Source organism: Glycomyces sp. NPDC048151 (assembly GCF_043202775.1).
In the GTDB taxonomy this organism is placed as follows: domain Bacteria; phylum Actinomycetota; class Actinomycetes; order Mycobacteriales; family Micromonosporaceae; genus Glycomyces.
In genome coordinates, this window is record NZ_JBIDBB010000003.1 from 14,024 (window position 1) to 30,060 (window position 16,037).

The following is a 16,037-nucleotide window of genomic DNA, read 5'->3' on the forward strand; positions in this document are numbered from 1 at the left end:
AGGGCGGCCCCGGGATCGCCGGGGCCGCCCTTCCGCGGGACAGTGCTAGTTCAGGTAGTCGTCGGCGAGCTCGTCCGAGTTCGCGAACGGGTTGGTGTTCGTCGACATGGTGGCGACGTCGACCGGGCGGTCGTAGGTCTGGTGGAGGGCCCGCTCGCGGTCGGCGATGGTGTAGGACCGGCGCGTGTAGACGGGCGCGTCCTGCACGGTCACCTGCGGGACGACCTTGAAGTCGACGTTCATCTCCTCGGGGGTGATGACCGTCTCGACGTAGCCGCGCTGGGCGTTGCGGAACTTGATGTGCGGGTTGATCTTCAGGGCCGCGTTGTCCTCGGGGACCGAGTCGACGCCGTTGCCGCCGGAGGTGATCGAGGTGGCGACGAGCTCGACGCCGACGGACTCGCCGTCGAGGCCGGGGAAGCCGGTCTTGATCTCGCCGGCCCAGTGGGTGTGGACGTCGCCGGTGAGGACGACCGGGTTGCGGACCCCGGCCTCGACCCAGCCGTCGATGAGGCGCTGGCGGGAGGCGGCGTACCCGTCCCAGCCGTCCATGCTGGTGCGCAGGACGTCGGCGGCCGCGGTGTTGTCGCGCTGGGTGAAGAACACCTGCTGGCCGAGGATGTCCCAGCGGGCGCGGGAGGCGTGGAAGCCGTCGATGAGCCACTCCTCCTGGGCCTCGCCGGTGATGGTGCGCGACTCGTCCCACGCGTCGGCGCAGTTGGACTGGGTGCCGTCGCCGCAGGCCTGGTCGTCGCGGTACTGGCGGGTGTCCATCATGTGGAAGTTCGCGAGGCGGCCCCAGCGGACGCGGCGGTACAGCTGCATGTCGATGCCCGCGGGGACGGAGGTGCGGCGCAGCGGCATGTTCTCCCAGTACGCCTGGAACGCGGCGGCGCGGCGGGCGAGGAAGTCGGCCGGGTTCGGGGTGTCGGAGCCGGCCTCGGGGAATTCGTCTGCCCAGTTGTTCTCGGTCTCGTGGTCGTCCCAGACGACGAGCCAGGGCGCGGCGGCGTGGGCGAGCTGGAGGTCGGGGTCGGCCTTGTACTGGGCGTGGCGCTGGCGGTAGGTGGCGAGCGAGACCGTCTCGGGCCCTTCGTGGTCGCGCACGTTGCCGTCGGGGGAGTTGTAGACCTTGGCTTTGTACTCGTACTGGTAGTCGCCGAGGTGGAGGACGAGGTCGGGGCGGGATTCGGCCATGTGCCGGTAGGCGGTGAAGTAGCCGTGCTCGTACTGGGAGCAGGACGCGAAGGCCATCCGCAGCTCCTCGGGCATGGCGTTGCGCGGCGGGGCGGTGACGGTGCGCCCGACCGGGGAGGTCCACTTGCCGGTCTTGAACCGGTAGTAGTACTCGTGGCCGGCGCGCAGGCCCTCGACTTCGATGTGGACGCTGTAGCCGATCTCGGGGGCGGTCTGGACTTCGCCGTGGGCGACGCGGTGGCGGAAGCGCTCGTCGCGGGCGACCTCCCACTTGACGTCGAAGGCGCCGTTGGGCATGCCGCCCATGCCGTCTTCGGCGAGGGGGTCGACGGCGAGGCGGGTCCAGAGGACGACGCCGTCGGGTTCGGGGTCGCCGGAGGCGACGCCGAGGGTGAAGGGGTCGGTGTCGAGGGTGTTCGTGTTCGGTTGTGCCCAGCCGGCGGCGGGGACCGCGATGGCGGCTCCGGCGGCGGAGGAGGCGAGCAGGATTCGGCGCGACAGGCGCATATGGACCTCGCTTCGGGGGAGTTGCGCGGGTTTGTGACCCGTACAGCCCAGCAAGCGAGCGTGGATGCGCCGGAACCTCTGGAGGTCGCGCCGGTGAACCGGCGCGGAACTCTGCGTCCGGTTATTCGGGGGCGGCGAAGGTGACGATCACGGCCGTGGAGTCGGCGACTTCGACGACCTGCGCTTCGCCGTCGGTCTCCGCGTCGGGTTCGGCCCACTGCTCTTCGCCTGGGGTCCAGACCATCCCGTTGAAGGAGACGGAGGCGACGTCGTGGTCGTACGCCCTGGCGACGGCCCACGCGGCCCGGTTCCAGCCCTCCGCGGCGCCGCCCGTCTCGATCACGAGCCGCGCATCGTCTACTTCGGACACTTCTGTGCCCCAATGATAGGCGTACGCGTCGGCGAGGACCGCCGGGTCCGCCGCCCGTTCGCTCAGGCTCCCCGAGACGCAGGCGAGCCCGGCCTCCTCGCCCCCGGCGAACACGTCGGCGATGACCTCGGCGTCGCTCTCCCACTGCCGGTACAGCTCGGGGTAGGCGCTGATCTGGACGGCCTGCGCCGCGTCGCCGAGCCGCATGTCCTCCCACCCGTCGGTGCGCTGGAGCTTCTCGTAGAACTTGAACGAGGCGTAGACGGGGTCCATGAGCTCCTCCTCGGAGCCCCAGCCCATGCTCGGGCGCTGCTGGAACAGCCCCAGCGAGTCGTCGTGCCCGAAGTTCACGTTGATGAGCTCGGACTCCTGCATGGCCGTGGTGATCGCCACGGCCACGGCGTGCTCGTCCATGCCCTCGCGCATGCCCACCGCAGCGATCGTGGCCGCGTTGGAGGCCTGCTCGGCGCTCAGGTGCACCTCGGCACCCGAGCCCAGGTAGCACCCGGTCTTGCTGGGCCGCAGGGCTTCCCGGGCCTCTTCGGTGCAGGCCGTGAGAGCCGCGAGGAGAAAGAGCGAGGTCACAGCGGGGAGAACGCGCAACGTTGACTCCGATCAGGTCGGTCGGCGGCTGATCAGCCTACCCAAGAAGGAGGACGCTTCTCAAGGAACGAACGGGTGCCTTCCCGGCCCTCTTCGGAGAAGAAGTACTCAGCCGTCACGGCAGCCGCCTTGCGCAACTCCCCGCGCAGATCCGGTGCGGCCGTAAGCGCCTTGATCCCCGCCTGCGCCGACGGACCGCCCAGCTCCAGCCTCGCGACCAGGTCCTCGACCACCGAATCGAGATGCTCCTCATAGACCGCGGCCGACACCAGGCCCCACTCGGCGGCGTCCTCGCCCGTGAACACGTCCGCGTCCTCGACGACGATCCCGCCGCCCGCCAGGAACAGCTCCCGCATCCGCGCCGGGGTGATCCGCCTCGCCACCACCGGGCCGATCACGGCCGGGACCACGCCCAGCCTGACCTCGCTGAACGCCATCTCGACCTCGAGCGAGGCGATCGTGAAGTCGGCGGCCGCGATGAGCCCGAGACCGCCGCCGCGCGCGGCCCCGCGCACGACCGCCACCACCGGCACCGGGGCCTCCGCGATGTCGGCCAGCAGCTCGGCCAGGTGCGCCGCCGGAAGCGCCGCGACACTGCTCGCCGCTACCGACTCCTTCAGGTCGGCGCCCGCGCAGAACACGGGCCCGGCGTGGTCGAGCACGACCACGCGCACGTCGCGGTCGGCGACGGCCCGGGCGAGCGCGGTGCGCAGCTCGGCGATGAGATGCGTCGAGAGGGCGTTGCGCCGTTCGGGCGCGTTGAGGGTAATGGTCGCCACTGCCTGTTCGGCGCGGTAGGCGATCGGTGCGTCATTGCGTTCCACGCCAGTACCGTAGTGGGCGTGCGCACCGTCTCGCCAGTAGCCGACCCGAATTCGCCCGCCGCCTCGATCGCGGCGGCCGCCGCCGACCCCGCGACAGGGGACGCCGGGTTCGGGTTCTACGTGCACGTCCCGTTCTGCGTCTCCCGCTGCGGCTACTGCGACTTCAACACCTACACCGCCTCCGAACTCGGCGCAGGGGTCTCGCGGGACACGTACGCCTCGATCGTCCGCGCCGAGATCCGCGACGCCGCCGCGCGCTTCGACCGGAAATCGAAGGTCGACACCGTCTTCTTCGGCGGCGGCACCCCCACCCTCCTCACCGCGGCCGACCTCGCCTCGATCCTCGCCGAGATCGACGCGACCTTCGGGCTCGCCGACGGCTACGAGGCCACCACCGAGGCCAACCCCGAATCCGTCGACGCCGACTACCTCGCCGAACTCCACGACGGCGGCTTCACCCGCCTCTCGGTCGGCATGCAGTCCACCGCCTCCCACGTCCTCAAGATCCTCGACCGCGAGCACTCCCCGCAGAAGGCCCTCGACGCCGTCGCCTACGCCCACAAGGCCGGGTTCGCGCACGTCAGCCTCGACCTCATCTACGGCACGCCCGGAGAGACCAGTGCTGACTTCGCCGCGAGCCTCCACGCGGCCGTCGACGCCGGCGTCGACCACGTCTCCGCCTACGCGCTCATCGTCGAGGACGGCACCGCGCTGGCCCGCCGCATCCGCTCCGGGCAGGTCCCGCAGCCCTCCGACGACGTCGCCGCCGACCGCTACCTCGCCGCCGAAGAAGTCCTCTCCGCAGCCGGATTCAACTGGTACGAAGTCTCCAACTGGGCCAGAACCGAAGCGGCCCAATGCCGCCACAACCTCCTGTACTGGGAGGGCGGCCACTGGTGGGGCGCCGGACCGGGCGCCCACTCGCACCTGCCCGGCGTCCGCTGGTGGAACCACAAGCACCCCTCGACGTACGGCGCCGCGCTCGCCGAAGGCCTCCCCGCGGCCGGGCACGAGCACCTCACTGACGACGACCAGTACCTCGAGCGCATCCTCCTGCGCACCCGCCTGGCGAGCGGACTCCCGCTATCGTTGCTGCGTCCGACCGGCAAGGCGGCCGCCGAGCAGGCGGCGGCCGACGGACTCGCCGTCATCGAGGACGAACGCCTCAAGCTCACGCTGCGCGGTCGACTCCTCGCGGACGCGGTCGTGAGAGACCTCACCTCCTGACGGCGTTCCGGCCGGTCAACGATAGATTCGTGAAGGCGAACCGCATTCGCCTGTCGTGACGCCCCGCGCGCCTCCCCCTAGAGGCCGCGGCACCTCCCAGGTGACGTCCGCGCACGGACCCCCCAATAACGAACACCACCCGGAGCCCGCACCCATGCGCACAGCAACGCCCACACTCGGCCGCCGCGGCCTGCTCGTCGCCGCCTCCGCCGCCGGACTCGCCGCGGCCGCCGCCTGCGGCGAGGAAGAGCCGCCCCCCGTCGAGGACGAAGGCGGCCAGGCCGCCGAAGAGCCCACCTCCGAGGCCCCCTCGCCCGAACCCCGCGAGATCACCATCACGCACGTGGGCGACACCATGCCCGGCTCCTACCCCAACCAGATGGCCTCCGACGACGGCGCGAGCTTCTTCAGCGGCGTCACCGACCTCCTCCACGGCGACGTCGTCATCGCCAACCTCGAAGGCGCCCTCTCCACCCAGGAGTTCGACAAGTGCGGCGGCGGCGAGTGCACCTACTTCCGCCTCCCCGGCGAATACGCCCAGGTCTTCGCCGACGCCGGATTCGACGTCCTCAACCAGGCCAACAACCACGGCTGGGACGCCGGACCCGACGGCGCCACCGAGACCCAGGACGCCGCCGAAGCCGCAGGCATGCAGGTCAGCGGCATCAAAGACGAGGTCTGCCTCGTCGAGACCGAGAGCGGTCTCACCGTCGGCATCGTCGGCTTCGCGCCCTACAGCTTCTACACCGACCTGCGCGACCTCGACGCCGTCGCCGCGCTCGTCGCCTCCGCCAAGGAACAGGCCGACATCGTCGTCGCCACCGCCCACGTCGGCGCCGAAGGCACCGACCACCGGCACGTCCCCGAAGGCGTCGAGAACTACATCGGCGAAGACCGCGGCAACACCCGCGAATTCGTCCACACCTGCATCGACAACGGCGCCGACATCTTCGTCGGCCACGGACCGCACGTCCTGCGCGGCATCGAGTGGTACAACGGCAAGCTCATCGTCCACTCCCTCGGCAACTTCGGCGGCGGCCAAGGCCTCTTCGCCACCGACGGCCCCCTCGGCCGCTCCGCCGTGCTCACCGTCACCATCCGCGAAGACGGCACCCTCACCGCCGCCAACGTCACCGCCACCCGCATGGACGGCGACGGCTACCCCCAGCCCGACGAGGACAACGGCGCGTTCGACGACTTCAACGAACTCGCCGACGACTTCGGGGACGCCGGAGTGACCGTCGGCGACGACGGCGCGCTCGTCATCCCCTCCGCCTGACCGCACACGTAGACTGGCACTCCCGGACCGGGAGTGCCAGACTTGAGTCCGGCCGACTGAACCCGGGTCCGGTCCGGGGCACACCGAACGACGGAGGGGACGTGGCGGCGATGGACGATCGCAAACTCGAAGTGCTGCGCGCCATCGTCGAGGACTACGTGGCCACTCAGGAGCCCGTCGGCTCCAAAGCCGTCTCGCAGCGCCACGCCCTCGGCGTCTCCGCAGCCACCGTGCGAAACGACATGGCCTACCTCGAAGAGGCCGGATACATCCAGCAGCCCCACACCTCGGCCGGGCGCATCCCGACCGCCAAGGGCTATCGCCTCTTCGTCGACCGCCTCGGCAAGATCAAACCGCTCTCGGCCGCCGAGCGCCGCGCCGTCCACCGCTTCCTCTCCGAAGCCATCGACCTCGACGACGTCGTCACCCGCACCGTGCGCCTGCTCGCCCAGCTCACCCACCAGGTCGCCGTCGTCCAGTACCCGAGCCTCAACCGCTCCTCGGTCCGCCACCTCGAACTCGTCTCGCTCACGCCCACCCGGCTCATGGTCGTCATGATCACCGACACCGGCCGCGTCGAGCAGCGCTACGTCGAGATGCCCGCCGAACTCAGCGAGGACGACGTCCTCGACCTGCGCCGCCTCGTCAACGAGCAGCTCCAGGGCAAACCGCTCGCCGACGCCCCGCGCATCATCGCCGACCTCGCAGGGCTCGCCCGCCCCGAGCAGCACGCCACCGCCTCCGCGCTGGCGCGCGTGCTCCTGGACACGGTCGTGGCGCGCACCGAGGAGCGCGTCGCCGTCGCGGGCGCCGCGAACCTGACGCGCCCCGGGAACTTCTTCGCCGGGTCCCTGCGGCCCATCCTCGAAGCCCTCGAGGAGGAGGTCGTGCTCATGCAGCTGCTGGGCCGCGCCGACTCCAACGCGCTCCTGACGGTGCGCATCGGCGACGAGAACAACCTCGACGACTTCCGCGAGACCACCGTGGTCACCGCCGGATACGGACCGGGTTCGGTGGTCGGCCACATGGGCGTCCTCGGACCCACCCGCATGGACTACCCGGGCACGATCGCGGCCGTCCGCGCCGTCGCCCGGTACGTGTCCGAGATTTTGGAACAGAACCGCTGACAGGACAGAGCGCACGTGGCTAAGGACTACTACGGCATTCTCGGCGTCGACCGGAACGCCACCGACGACGAACTCAAGAAGGCGTACCGGAAGCTGGCGCGCAAGTACCACCCCGACGTCAGCGACGAACCGGACGCGCAAGAGCGCCTCCAGGAGATCAACGCCGCCTTCGAGGTCCTCATGGACCCGCAGAAGCGCGCGATCGTCGACGCCGGCGGCGACCCGTTCGCCCGAGGCGGCGCAGCGGGCGGCGGCGCGCCCTTCATGGGCTTCGAGGACATCATGGACGCCTTCTTCGGCGGCTCCATGGGCGGCTTCGGCCGCCGCGGCCCGCGCTCGCGCACCCGCCCTGGCAACGACGCGCTGCTGCGCCTGGACCTCGACCTCGAAGAAGTCGCGTTCGGCACCGAGTCGACGCTCACCGTCGACACCGCGATCCTCTGCGACTCCTGCAACGGCTCCTGCACCGAAGGCGACGCCGAACCGCAGACCTGCTCCACGTGCAGCGGCTCCGGCGAGGTCCAAGTCGTACAGCGTACGATCCTCGGCCAGGTGCGTACCGCGCGCCCGTGCTCGGCCTGCTCCGGCTACGGCACCATCATCACCGACCCGTGCCGCAAGTGCGGCGGCGAAGGCCGCGTGCGCTCGCGCCGCCGGATCACCGTGAAGGTTCCCGCCGGCGTCGAGGACGGCATGCGCATCCGCCTCTCCGGCGAAGGCGAAGTCGGCCCCGGCGGCGGGCCCGCCGGCGACCTCTACGTCGAGGTCCACGAGAAGCCCCACGAGGTCTTCACCCGCGAAGGCTCCGACCTGCGCTGCCGCGTCCGCGTCCCCATGACGCAGGCCGCGCTCGGCACCAAGCTCAACATCCACACCCTCGACGACCAGGTCGAAGTCGAGGTCGCCGCAGGCACGCAGCCCGGCACCATCAAGAAGGTCCGCGGCCACGGCGTCCCGCGCCTGCGCGGCGGCGGCACCCGCGGCGACCTCTTCGTCGAACTCGACGTCCGCACCCCCACCAAGATCGACGCCGAGCAGGAAGAGCTCCTGAAGAAGCTCGCCAGCCTCCGCGACGAGGAGATCAAAGAGGTCAAAGGCGGCAGCGGGTTTTTTAGCCGCATGCGCGACGCCTTCAACGGCCACGCGTAGCGACTTACGGACTGAGGAACGGCGCCGAGCGGAAACGCCTGGCGCCGTTCCACATCACGAGCGAGAACCCTGACGGCGGCCGCTGCTGCCAGTGCGCGGGCTCGGGCCGCCAAGCGATCGGCCAGGCCCCCTGCCGGCATGCGACGGCACCGGCGGCGCCAACGGCATGGGCCCGAACCAGACCTACTGAACGGCCGCGCTTCGGCCGCCCCGCCTCCCTGGGCGCCCCGATTACACTCGACCGCTGTGATCGAGCTCCTCGACAGCGCCTCCGAATCGCTCTGGTGCGTAGCAATTGTCGGCATCGCCGTCATCGCCTACCTCGTCTACCGGGTGCGCCGCCCCGCGACCGGACCGACCCAGGCCCGCCGCTACGCCCCCGCGCCTCAGGGCGGACCCCAGCCCCGGGAACGCTGGTGGGCCGACTTCCCGCACCAGGACGACCCCTCCCAGTCCAAAGCCCGGCCCTGCTACGTCCTCGGCTACTCCGGGCGCGGCTACTGGGTCCTCAAGAGCACCACCCAGGCCCCCAAGAACCCCGAATGGCGCGTCCCCGTGAACGCCGCCCGGTGGAGCCCGCCTGCCGACAAGAACGGCTACGTCGACCTCGTCCCGTACCACCTCCCGCGCGGCCTCCTCAAACGCCGCCAAGGCGTCCTCTCCGGAACCAAGACGGCCCGCGAGATCGAGAGCCGGGTCCGCTGGGACCGCGCCTGGGACTTCATCGGCTGACACCGGACTAAGCTGTCCCGGTGAGCGCACCGGTCTTCCTCGTCGACGCCGTCCCGGCCGACGACGACTACACCCTCGACGGGCCCGAAGGGCACCACGCCGCCGACGTGCAGCGGCTCCAGCCCGGCGAGACCCTGATCCTCAGCGACGGCTCCGGCGGCACCGCCGCCGCCCGCGTCACGCACGCCGAGCGCGGCTCGGTGCGCGTCCAGATCTTCGACCGGCGCGACGTCCCCGCCCCCGACCCGAAGCTCACCGTCGTCCAGGCGCTCCCCAAAGGCGACCGCGGCGAACGCGCCGTCCAGATGCTCACCGAGATCGGCGTCGACGAGGTGATCCCCTGGGCCGCTTCGCGATCCATCGTCCAATGGAAGGGCCCCCGCGGCGACAAGGCCCGCGCCAAATGGGAGGCCACCGCCCGCGAGGCCTCCAAGCAGGCCCGCCGCCCGCACCTCGCGCGGGTCGCCGAACTCCACACCACCAAGCAGCTCGTCGCCCGCCTGCGCGGCGCCGCCAAGGTCCTCGTCCTCCACGAAGAGGCCCACGAACCGCTCTCCCGGGTCGAACTCCCCGAAACCGGCGAGATCGCCGTCGTCATCGGCCCCGAGGGCTCCATCAGCCCCGACGAACTCAACGCCCTCAAGGAGTTCGGCGAACCCATCCGCCTCGGCGACACCGTCCTGCGCACCTCCACCGCAGGCCCAGCCGCCCTCGCCGTCCTCCAAGCCCGCCTCGGCCGCTGGTGACTAGGATTCCGGGCATGACCGACACCGACTGCATCTTCTGCAAGATCGTCGCCGGGGACATCCCCTCCACGAAGGTCCTGGAGACCGAGCGCGTGCTCGCGTTCCGCGACCTCTACCCGAAGGCCCCCACACACGTCCTCGTCGTGCCCAAGGACCACTACGCGAACGTGGACGAGCTCACCGCGGCCGACCCGGCGCTCGCGGGGGAGGTCCTGCGCGCGACCGCCGAGGTCGCGTCGGCCGAAGGCGTCGACGAGTCGGGATGGCGGCTCTTCGCCAACACGGGCTCGGACGGCGGACAGGACGTCTTCCACGTCCACTTCCACGTGGCGGGCGGGAAACCGCTCGGACGGATGCTTTCGAACTGAAATCACACCGGCTCCGCGATTACTCGTTGTCGCCTGTCGCAGGCGGCAACTACCATTGAGGCATGTAGAACAGCGGCCACACAGGCCGCTGCGAGTCTCACTTTGGAAGCAGGTGGCGAACAGCCCTCAGCGGGCGAAGCCTATGACCGACCGCTCTGACAACGGCAAGCAAAACTCGACGATCTCGTCCACGATCACCGTCGGCGACCAGAGCTCGCTCATGGCACTGCTGGGCCGCGCCGACGAGAACCTCCGCTACATCGAGCGCCGCAATCCCGGCGTCGACCTCCACGTGCGCGGAGACACCATCACCCTCACCGGACTCAACGGCGCGCTGCACGCCGCCGAACGACTCGTGAAGGAGCTGCTCGCCTTGGTCGAGAGCGGTGAGAGCGTCGACCCGGACATGATCCGGCGCACCGAGAACATGCTCAAGTCCGCTCCCGGCGAGCGGCCCGTCGATGTGCTCACGCAGAACATCGTCTCCAAGCGCGGCAAGGCGATCCGCCCCAAGACGCTCGGCCAGAAGCACTACGTCGAGGCGATCGACAACAACACGATCGTCTTCGGCATCGGCCCCGCGGGCACCGGCAAGACCTACCTCGCCATGGCCAAGGCCGTGCAGGCGCTGCAGGCCAAGGAGATCAACCGGATCATCCTCACCCGCCCCGCCGTCGAGGCCGGGGAGAAGCTCGGCTTCCTGCCGGGCACGCTGTTCGAGAAGATCGACCCGTACCTGCGCCCGCTCTACGACGCGCTCCACGACATGATCGACCCCGCGTCGATCCCGAAGCTCATGGAGGCGGGCACGATCGAGGTCGCGCCCCTGGCTTTCATGAGGGGCAGGGCCCAGCCCCTGTTTACCAACGTCTTGACCCCGGACGGCTGGCGGCCTATCGGTGACCTCGAAGTCGGCGATCTTGTCGTCGGCTCGAACGGCGAACCGACCCCGGTGCTTGGCGTCTTCCCGCAGGGGAAGAAGGAGATGTACCGGGTCACCACCCAGGACGGCGCCTCGGTGCTGGCCTGCAACGAGCACCTGTGGGCGGTCAAGACCGCCGCCGACAAGCGCCGTGGCAAGCCTTTCCGGATTCTTGAAACCCAGGAGATGATCGATGATCTCCGGGTCCATCACCAGCGCAAGTACGAGCTCCCGCTCGTCAGCAAGCCTGCAGAGTTCCCGGCCCGAGAAGTGCCCATGGATCCCTACGCACTGGGCCTCCTGCTCGGAGACGGATGCCTGACGGGATCCACCACTCCTTCGTTCAGCACCGAAGACGCCGACCTCGCGTCGGCTCTCGAGACCGCGGTTCCGGGTATCCGGGTCCGGCACCTCTCCGGTCCGGACTACACGCTCAACCGCATCGCGGAACCCGGCGACGTGATCACCATTGCCAATCCGGTGACCGCAGTGCTGCGTGAACTCGAACTGCTGGGAACCAGGTCGCACAGCAAGTTCATCCCGGAGGACTACCGCTTCAACACTCCGGAGATCCGGCTGTCCCTGCTGCAGGGTCTGCTCGACTCGGACGGCGGGCCCGTGGCCCAAAAGGGCCGAACTTGCCGAATCCAGTACACGACGACCTCGATTGTGCTCCACGACCACGTGATCGAACTCGTCCAGTCGTTGGGCGGCATCGCTTACAGCCGCCGCCGGCCGGCTGCGGGCCGCAAGCCCGGTCTGGCCAACGGTCGCGAGGTGCGGCACCGCCAGGACGCACACATCATCGACATCCGCCTCCCCGAAGGGATCGAGCCGTTCCGGCTCGAGCGCAAGCGGGCGAAGTACCACGCCAGCGGCGGCGGTGGCCGTCCGATGCGGTTCATCGACAGCATCGAGTACGCGGGTGAAGAGGAAGCGGTGTGCATTCAGGTCGGCGCCGCCGACTCGCTGTACGTCACCGAGGACTACCTGGTCACGCACAACACCCTGAACGACTCGTTCATCATCCTCGACGAGGCGCAGAACACCACGCCCGAGCAGATGAAGATGTTCCTCACCCGGCTCGGCTTCGGGTCGAAGATCGTCGTCACCGGCGACATCACCCAGGTCGACCTGCCGAACAACGCCACCTCCGGGCTGCGCGTCGTCCGCGACATCCTCCAGGACGTCGAGGACGTGCACTTCGCCACCCTCCGGGCGGAAGATGTCGTCAGGCACCAGCTGGTCAGCGATATCGTGAACGCCTACGAGAAGTGGGACGCCAGAACCGGCGACCCCAAGAAGGGGCAACGAGGAAACCGTGGGCATCGAGATCATCAATGAGTCCGGCCGGGCAGTAGACGAGTCGGGCATCCGCGCCGTCTCGGAGTTCGCCCTCCACGAGATGGGCGTGAACCCGCTCGCGGAGCTCTCGGTCCTCATCGTCGACATCGAGCACATGACCGAGCTCAACAAGCGCTGGATGGGCGGCACCGGCCCCACGGACGTGCTCTCGTTCCCGATGGACGACGCCATGCCCGGCCGCCCCGACTCCTCCGAGCCGGGCACGCCGATCCTCGGCGACCTCGTGCTCTCGCCCGAGGTGGCCGAGGCCCAGGCCAAGGACGCCGGGCACTCGACGGCGGACGAGATGCACATGCTGACCGTCCACGGCGTGCTCCACATCCTCGGCTACGACCACGCCGAACCGGAGCAGGCCAAGGAGATGTTCGGCCTGCAGAACCGGCTGCTCGACGCCTGGCGGGCGAAACGCGACGCCGCAGCGGAGAGTTAGGCCCGCATGATCCCGTACACGCTCCTGGCCGCGGCGGTCGCACTGACCGCCGTCGCCGGGGCCGCGGCCATGGTCGACTCGGCCCTCACGGCCGTCTCGCCCGCCCGGGCCGCGGAGCTCGCCGAGCAGCGCGAGCGCGGCGCAGGGTCCCTCGTGAAGATCATCGAGGACCTGCCGCGCCACCTCAACCTGCTCATCCTGCTGCGCCTCGCCTGCGAGGCCGCGGCGATCGCGATAGTGGCCGTCGTGGCCTTCGACTCCTGGCAGGACTCGTGGCTCGCCGTCGGCATCTCGGCCGCGATCATGACCGTCGTGTCGTTCGTCGCCATCGGCGTCGGGCCGCGCACGATCGGCCGCCAGCACGCCTACCCGATCGCGCTCGCCGTCGCCGGGCCCGTCGCGCTGCTCGGCACCGCGCTCGGCCCGCTCGCGAAGCTCCTGATCCTGGTCGGCAACGCGGTCACGCCCGGCAAGGGCTTCCGCGAGGGCCCGTTCGCGACCTCCGAGATCGAGATCCGCGAACTGGTCGACGCCGCCGAGGCCCAGGGCACCGTCGACCACGAGGAGCGCGACATGATCGCCTCCGTGTTCGCCTTGGGCGACACCGTGGCCCGCGAGGTCATGGTCCCGCGCACCGCGATGGTCTGGGTCCCCGCGGACATGCACGCGGACGAGGCCGAGCAGGTCGCGCTCCGCTCGGGCTTCTCGCGCATCCCCGTCGTCGGCGAAGACCTCGACGACGTGCGCGGCGTGGTCTACCTCAAGGACCTGGTCCGCCTCGACGACCGCGTGAACCCGCACGTCAGCGAGGTCATGCGCGCGGTGACGTTCGTGCCGGACTCGAAGCCGGTGGACGACCTGCTGCGCGAGATGCAGACCGCCCGCATCCACATCGCCACGGTCGTCGACGAGTACGGCGGGACCGCCGGGCTCATCACCATCGAGGACATCCTCGAGGAGATCGTCGGCGAGATCACCGACGAGTACGACAACGAGCTGCCGCCGGTGTCCTGGCTCGACGACCGCACCGCCCGCGTCACCGCCCGGCTCTCCGTGCAGGACCTGGAGGCGCTGTTCGACGTGGACCTGCCCGAACTCGACGTCGACACCGTCGCCGGGCTGCTCGCTGCCGAGCTCGGGAAGGTCCCGCTCGCGGGTGACCGCGCCCGCCTCGGCGGGCTCGAACTGACCGCTGAAGGTACCGTTGGCCGCCGCAACCGCATCGAGACGGTGCGCGTCGCGCGCCTGCCCGAAGCCGACGCCCCCGCCACCGTGAACGATGAGAGGCACAAGATCAATGTCTGACCTGCACGTCGACGCCCTCGACGCCGAGGACGCGAAGCTCGCCACGCTGGCCCGCGGGGCCGCCGGGCGAGTCCAGCAGACCACCGGCGCGGCCGTGCGCGACGGCATCGGCCGCACCTACGCCTCGGCGGCCGTCGACCTCCCCTCCTTGCAGCTCACGGCCCTCCAGGCGGCCGTCGCCCAGGCCTTCGCTGCCGGAGCGGACAAGCTTGAGGCCGCGGTGCTCTTCGGCGCCGCGTCCGACGAGGACGGCCTCCAGGCCGCCCGGGAGATCAGCGCCGACCTCACCGTCTGGTCGGTCATTCGCAAAGAGGTGACCCGTCTTGCCTAGCAACGGCCGAAGCTCCGCTTCGCATGAAGCATTTCGCGCAGGCTTCGCCTGCTTCGTAGGCCGCCCGAACGCGGGCAAGTCCACGCTGACCAACGCGATCATGGGCCAGAAGATCGCGATCACCTCCAAGCGCCCGCAGACGACCCGCCACGTGGTCCGCGCGATCCTGCACAAGCCCGACTCCCAGCTCATCCTGGTCGACACGCCCGGCCTGCACCGTCCGCGCACGCTCTTGGGCGAGCGGCTTAACGACCTCGTCCGCCAGACCTGGTCCGAAGTGGACGTCATCGGTCTGTGCCTGCCAGCCAACGAGAAGCCCGGCCCCGGCGACAAGTTCATCGCCGGCGAGATCGCGAACCTGAACGCCAAGGTCGTCGCGGTCGTCACCAAGATCGACCTCGTCTCCAAGGACGCGCTCGTGCGCCACCTGACGAACGTGGCCGCCCTTGCCGACTTCGCGGACATCGTGCCGGTCTCGGCGAAGACCGGCGAGAACCTCGACGAGCTCGTCGGCGTCCTCTCGGACAAACTCCCCGAATCCCCCCAGCTCTACCCGGACGGGATGATCACCGAGGAGCCCGAGCGGGTCATGATGGCCGAGCTCATCCGCGAGGCCGCCCTCGAAGGCGTCCGCGACGAGCTCCCGCACTCCCTCGCCGTCGTCATCGAGGACATCGAGGACGAGGACTCCGACGGCGGCCCGCGCAAGAAGATCTGGGCCGAGATCTACGTCGAGCGCGACAGCCAGAAGGGCATCATCATCGGCAAGGGCGGCGAGCGCCTCAAGCGCGTCGGCACCAAGGCCCGCAAGGGCATCGCCCAGCTCATCGACAGCCGCGTCTACCTCGACCTCCACGTGCGCGTCGCCAAGGACTGGCAGCGCGACCCGAAGATGCTCGAACGACTCGGTTTCTGACCGGAAAACGCGGACGGCCCGGCCCCTCGAATGCGAGGAGTCGGGCCGTTTCATTTCCCATTCACGAGAAATACCAGGTGAACAAGCGGTGACCCCACTCACGGACCCCGCTGTAGCAGTGACTGAATGGGATCATGTACTCTTTAACTACCGACGCGGGATAGAGCAGCTCGGTAGCTCGCCAGGCTCATAACCTGGAGGTCGGTGGTTCAAATCCGCCTCCCGCTACCACGAAGACCCTGGTCAACGATATGTTGACCAGGGTTTTTTCATAGCCTCAAACGGCCTTGTCCGTCATTCGTCCGTGGGACAGGACATCCGCCTCCGACAGTAGCCCTGCGAAAATGACAGGTCTACGTGAGGTCGATCACTCATCAAAGAAATGGCCTTAACCGAGAGTCGGCAAGCTGCTAGAGCACTTGGATTATTCGGGCGCTTGCTTCAACGCGATCGCGGTCAGCGGTCGCATACCGATCGATCAGTTTGACACCGACGTCGACCGGCTGGCCGAAGCTCCCTGGCTGGCGGGGTACTGGGACGCGTATCGCCGACTCGGCCGTCCACAGCTCGATGCACGCTTTCGACATGCCCTGGATCAGATATCGGAAAGTTTCCTATGACCCGAGAGATGAGTTTCCC

15 protein-coding genes and 1 tRNA gene are annotated in these 16,037 nt (G+C 69.5%); 13 read left to right on the top strand and 3 right to left on the bottom strand.

Annotated features, from left to right (window positions below; all coding sequences use genetic code 11):
* Positions 1-45: 45 nt before the first annotated feature.
* The 3 genes from ACGGCP_RS06695 to ACGGCP_RS06705 form a co-directional block, all read right to left on the bottom strand.
* Positions 46-1,704, bottom strand: coding sequence for an alkaline phosphatase D family protein (locus ACGGCP_RS06695; protein WP_392962105.1), 1,659 nt, complete (start codon positions 1,702-1,704; stop codon positions 46-48).
* 121 nt (positions 1,705-1,825) lie between these two features.
* Entirely contained in the window at positions 1,826-2,659 is an 834-nt protein-coding gene (locus tag ACGGCP_RS06700; RefSeq protein ID WP_392962108.1) for a hypothetical protein, read from the bottom strand.
* 50 nt (positions 2,660-2,709) lie between these two features.
* Positions 2,710-3,501, bottom strand: coding sequence for an enoyl-CoA hydratase-related protein (locus tag ACGGCP_RS06705; RefSeq protein WP_392962111.1), 792 nt, complete (start codon positions 3,499-3,501; stop codon positions 2,710-2,712).
* Between the two features lie 66 nt (positions 3,502-3,567).
* Here ACGGCP_RS06705 and hemW point away from each other — a divergent pair, with 66 nt between their 5' ends.
* From hemW to ACGGCP_RS06770, 13 genes are all read left to right on the top strand, one after another.
* Entirely contained in the window at positions 3,568-4,728 is a 1,161-nt protein-coding gene (hemW, locus tag ACGGCP_RS06710) for a radical SAM family heme chaperone HemW (RefSeq protein ID WP_392963561.1), read from the top strand.
* A 154-nt stretch (positions 4,729-4,882) separates the two neighbouring features.
* On the top strand, positions 4,883-6,007 hold the full coding sequence (locus tag ACGGCP_RS06715; protein ID WP_392962114.1) for a CapA family protein: 1,125 nt from the start codon (positions 4,883-4,885) through the stop codon (positions 6,005-6,007).
* 110 nt (positions 6,008-6,117) lie between these two features.
* Positions 6,118-7,134: a heat-inducible transcriptional repressor HrcA gene (hrcA, locus tag ACGGCP_RS06720; protein ID WP_392962117.1), complete on the top strand. Its 1,017-nt coding sequence runs from the start codon at positions 6,118-6,120 to the stop codon at positions 7,132-7,134.
* 15 nt (positions 7,135-7,149) lie between these two features.
* Positions 7,150-8,283 (top strand): molecular chaperone DnaJ, encoded by a 1,134-nt coding sequence (gene dnaJ / locus ACGGCP_RS06725; protein WP_392962120.1) that lies wholly within the window; start codon positions 7,150-7,152, stop codon positions 8,281-8,283.
* A 246-nt stretch (positions 8,284-8,529) separates the two neighbouring features.
* Positions 8,530-9,015 (top strand): hypothetical protein, encoded by a 486-nt coding sequence (locus ACGGCP_RS06730; RefSeq protein ID WP_392962122.1) that lies wholly within the window; start codon positions 8,530-8,532, stop codon positions 9,013-9,015.
* Between the two features lie 20 nt (positions 9,016-9,035).
* The gene (locus ACGGCP_RS06735) at positions 9,036-9,761 is read left to right on the top strand and encodes a 16S rRNA (uracil(1498)-N(3))-methyltransferase (RefSeq protein ID WP_392962125.1); all 726 of its coding nucleotides are present in this window, start codon (positions 9,036-9,038) and stop codon (positions 9,759-9,761) included.
* 14 nt (positions 9,762-9,775) lie between these two features.
* On the top strand, positions 9,776-10,129 hold the full coding sequence (locus ACGGCP_RS06740; RefSeq protein WP_392962128.1) for a histidine triad nucleotide-binding protein: 354 nt from the start codon (positions 9,776-9,778) through the stop codon (positions 10,127-10,129).
* Between the two features lie 142 nt (positions 10,130-10,271).
* Positions 10,272-12,395, top strand: a complete 2,124-nt coding sequence (locus tag ACGGCP_RS06745) for a PhoH family protein (RefSeq protein WP_392962131.1) — start codon at positions 10,272-10,274, stop codon at positions 12,393-12,395.
* Positions 12,373-12,846: an rRNA maturation RNase YbeY gene (ybeY, locus tag ACGGCP_RS06750; protein WP_392962134.1), complete on the top strand. Its 474-nt coding sequence runs from the start codon at positions 12,373-12,375 to the stop codon at positions 12,844-12,846. Before ACGGCP_RS06745 ends, ybeY begins: the two co-directional genes overlap by 23 nt.
* A 6-nt stretch (positions 12,847-12,852) precedes the next feature.
* Positions 12,853-14,151: a hemolysin family protein gene (locus ACGGCP_RS06755; protein ID WP_392962137.1), complete on the top strand. Its 1,299-nt coding sequence runs from the start codon at positions 12,853-12,855 to the stop codon at positions 14,149-14,151.
* Positions 14,144-14,482: a cytidine deaminase gene (locus tag ACGGCP_RS06760; RefSeq protein WP_392962140.1), complete on the top strand. Its 339-nt coding sequence runs from the start codon at positions 14,144-14,146 to the stop codon at positions 14,480-14,482. Before ACGGCP_RS06755 ends, ACGGCP_RS06760 begins: the two co-directional genes overlap by 8 nt.
* Positions 14,475-15,398 carry a GTPase Era gene (era, locus tag ACGGCP_RS06765; RefSeq protein WP_392962142.1) on the top strand — a complete coding sequence of 308 codons (924 nt, stop codon included), beginning with the start codon at positions 14,475-14,477 and terminating at the stop codon, positions 15,396-15,398. The genes ACGGCP_RS06760 and era overlap by 8 nt, the downstream gene beginning before the upstream one ends.
* Positions 15,399-15,552: 154 nt before the next feature.
* A tRNA-Met gene (locus ACGGCP_RS06770) sits at positions 15,553-15,629 on the top strand.
* The last annotated feature ends 408 nt before the right edge of the window (positions 15,630-16,037 follow it).

Bases quoted from the DNA above. Each gene is read 5' to 3' on its own strand.
- ACGGCP_RS06740 (WP_392962128.1), top strand. From the start codon at position 9,776: ATGACCGACACCGACTGCATCTTCTGCAAGATCGTCGCCGGGGACATC.
- ACGGCP_RS06695 (WP_392962105.1), bottom strand. From the start codon at position 1,704: ATGCGCCTGTCGCGCCGAATCCTGCTCGCCTCCTCCGCCGCCGGAGCC.
- hrcA (WP_392962117.1), top strand. From the start codon at position 6,118: ATGGACGATCGCAAACTCGAAGTGCTGCGCGCCATCGTCGAGGACTAC.
- ACGGCP_RS06745 (WP_392962131.1), top strand. From the start codon at position 10,272: ATGACCGACCGCTCTGACAACGGCAAGCAAAACTCGACGATCTCGTCC.
- ACGGCP_RS06760 (WP_392962140.1), top strand. From the start codon at position 14,144: ATGTCTGACCTGCACGTCGACGCCCTCGACGCCGAGGACGCGAAGCTC.
- ACGGCP_RS06715 (WP_392962114.1), top strand. From the start codon at position 4,883: ATGCGCACAGCAACGCCCACACTCGGCCGCCGCGGCCTGCTCGTCGCC.
- ACGGCP_RS06755 (WP_392962137.1), top strand. From the start codon at position 12,853: ATGATCCCGTACACGCTCCTGGCCGCGGCGGTCGCACTGACCGCCGTC.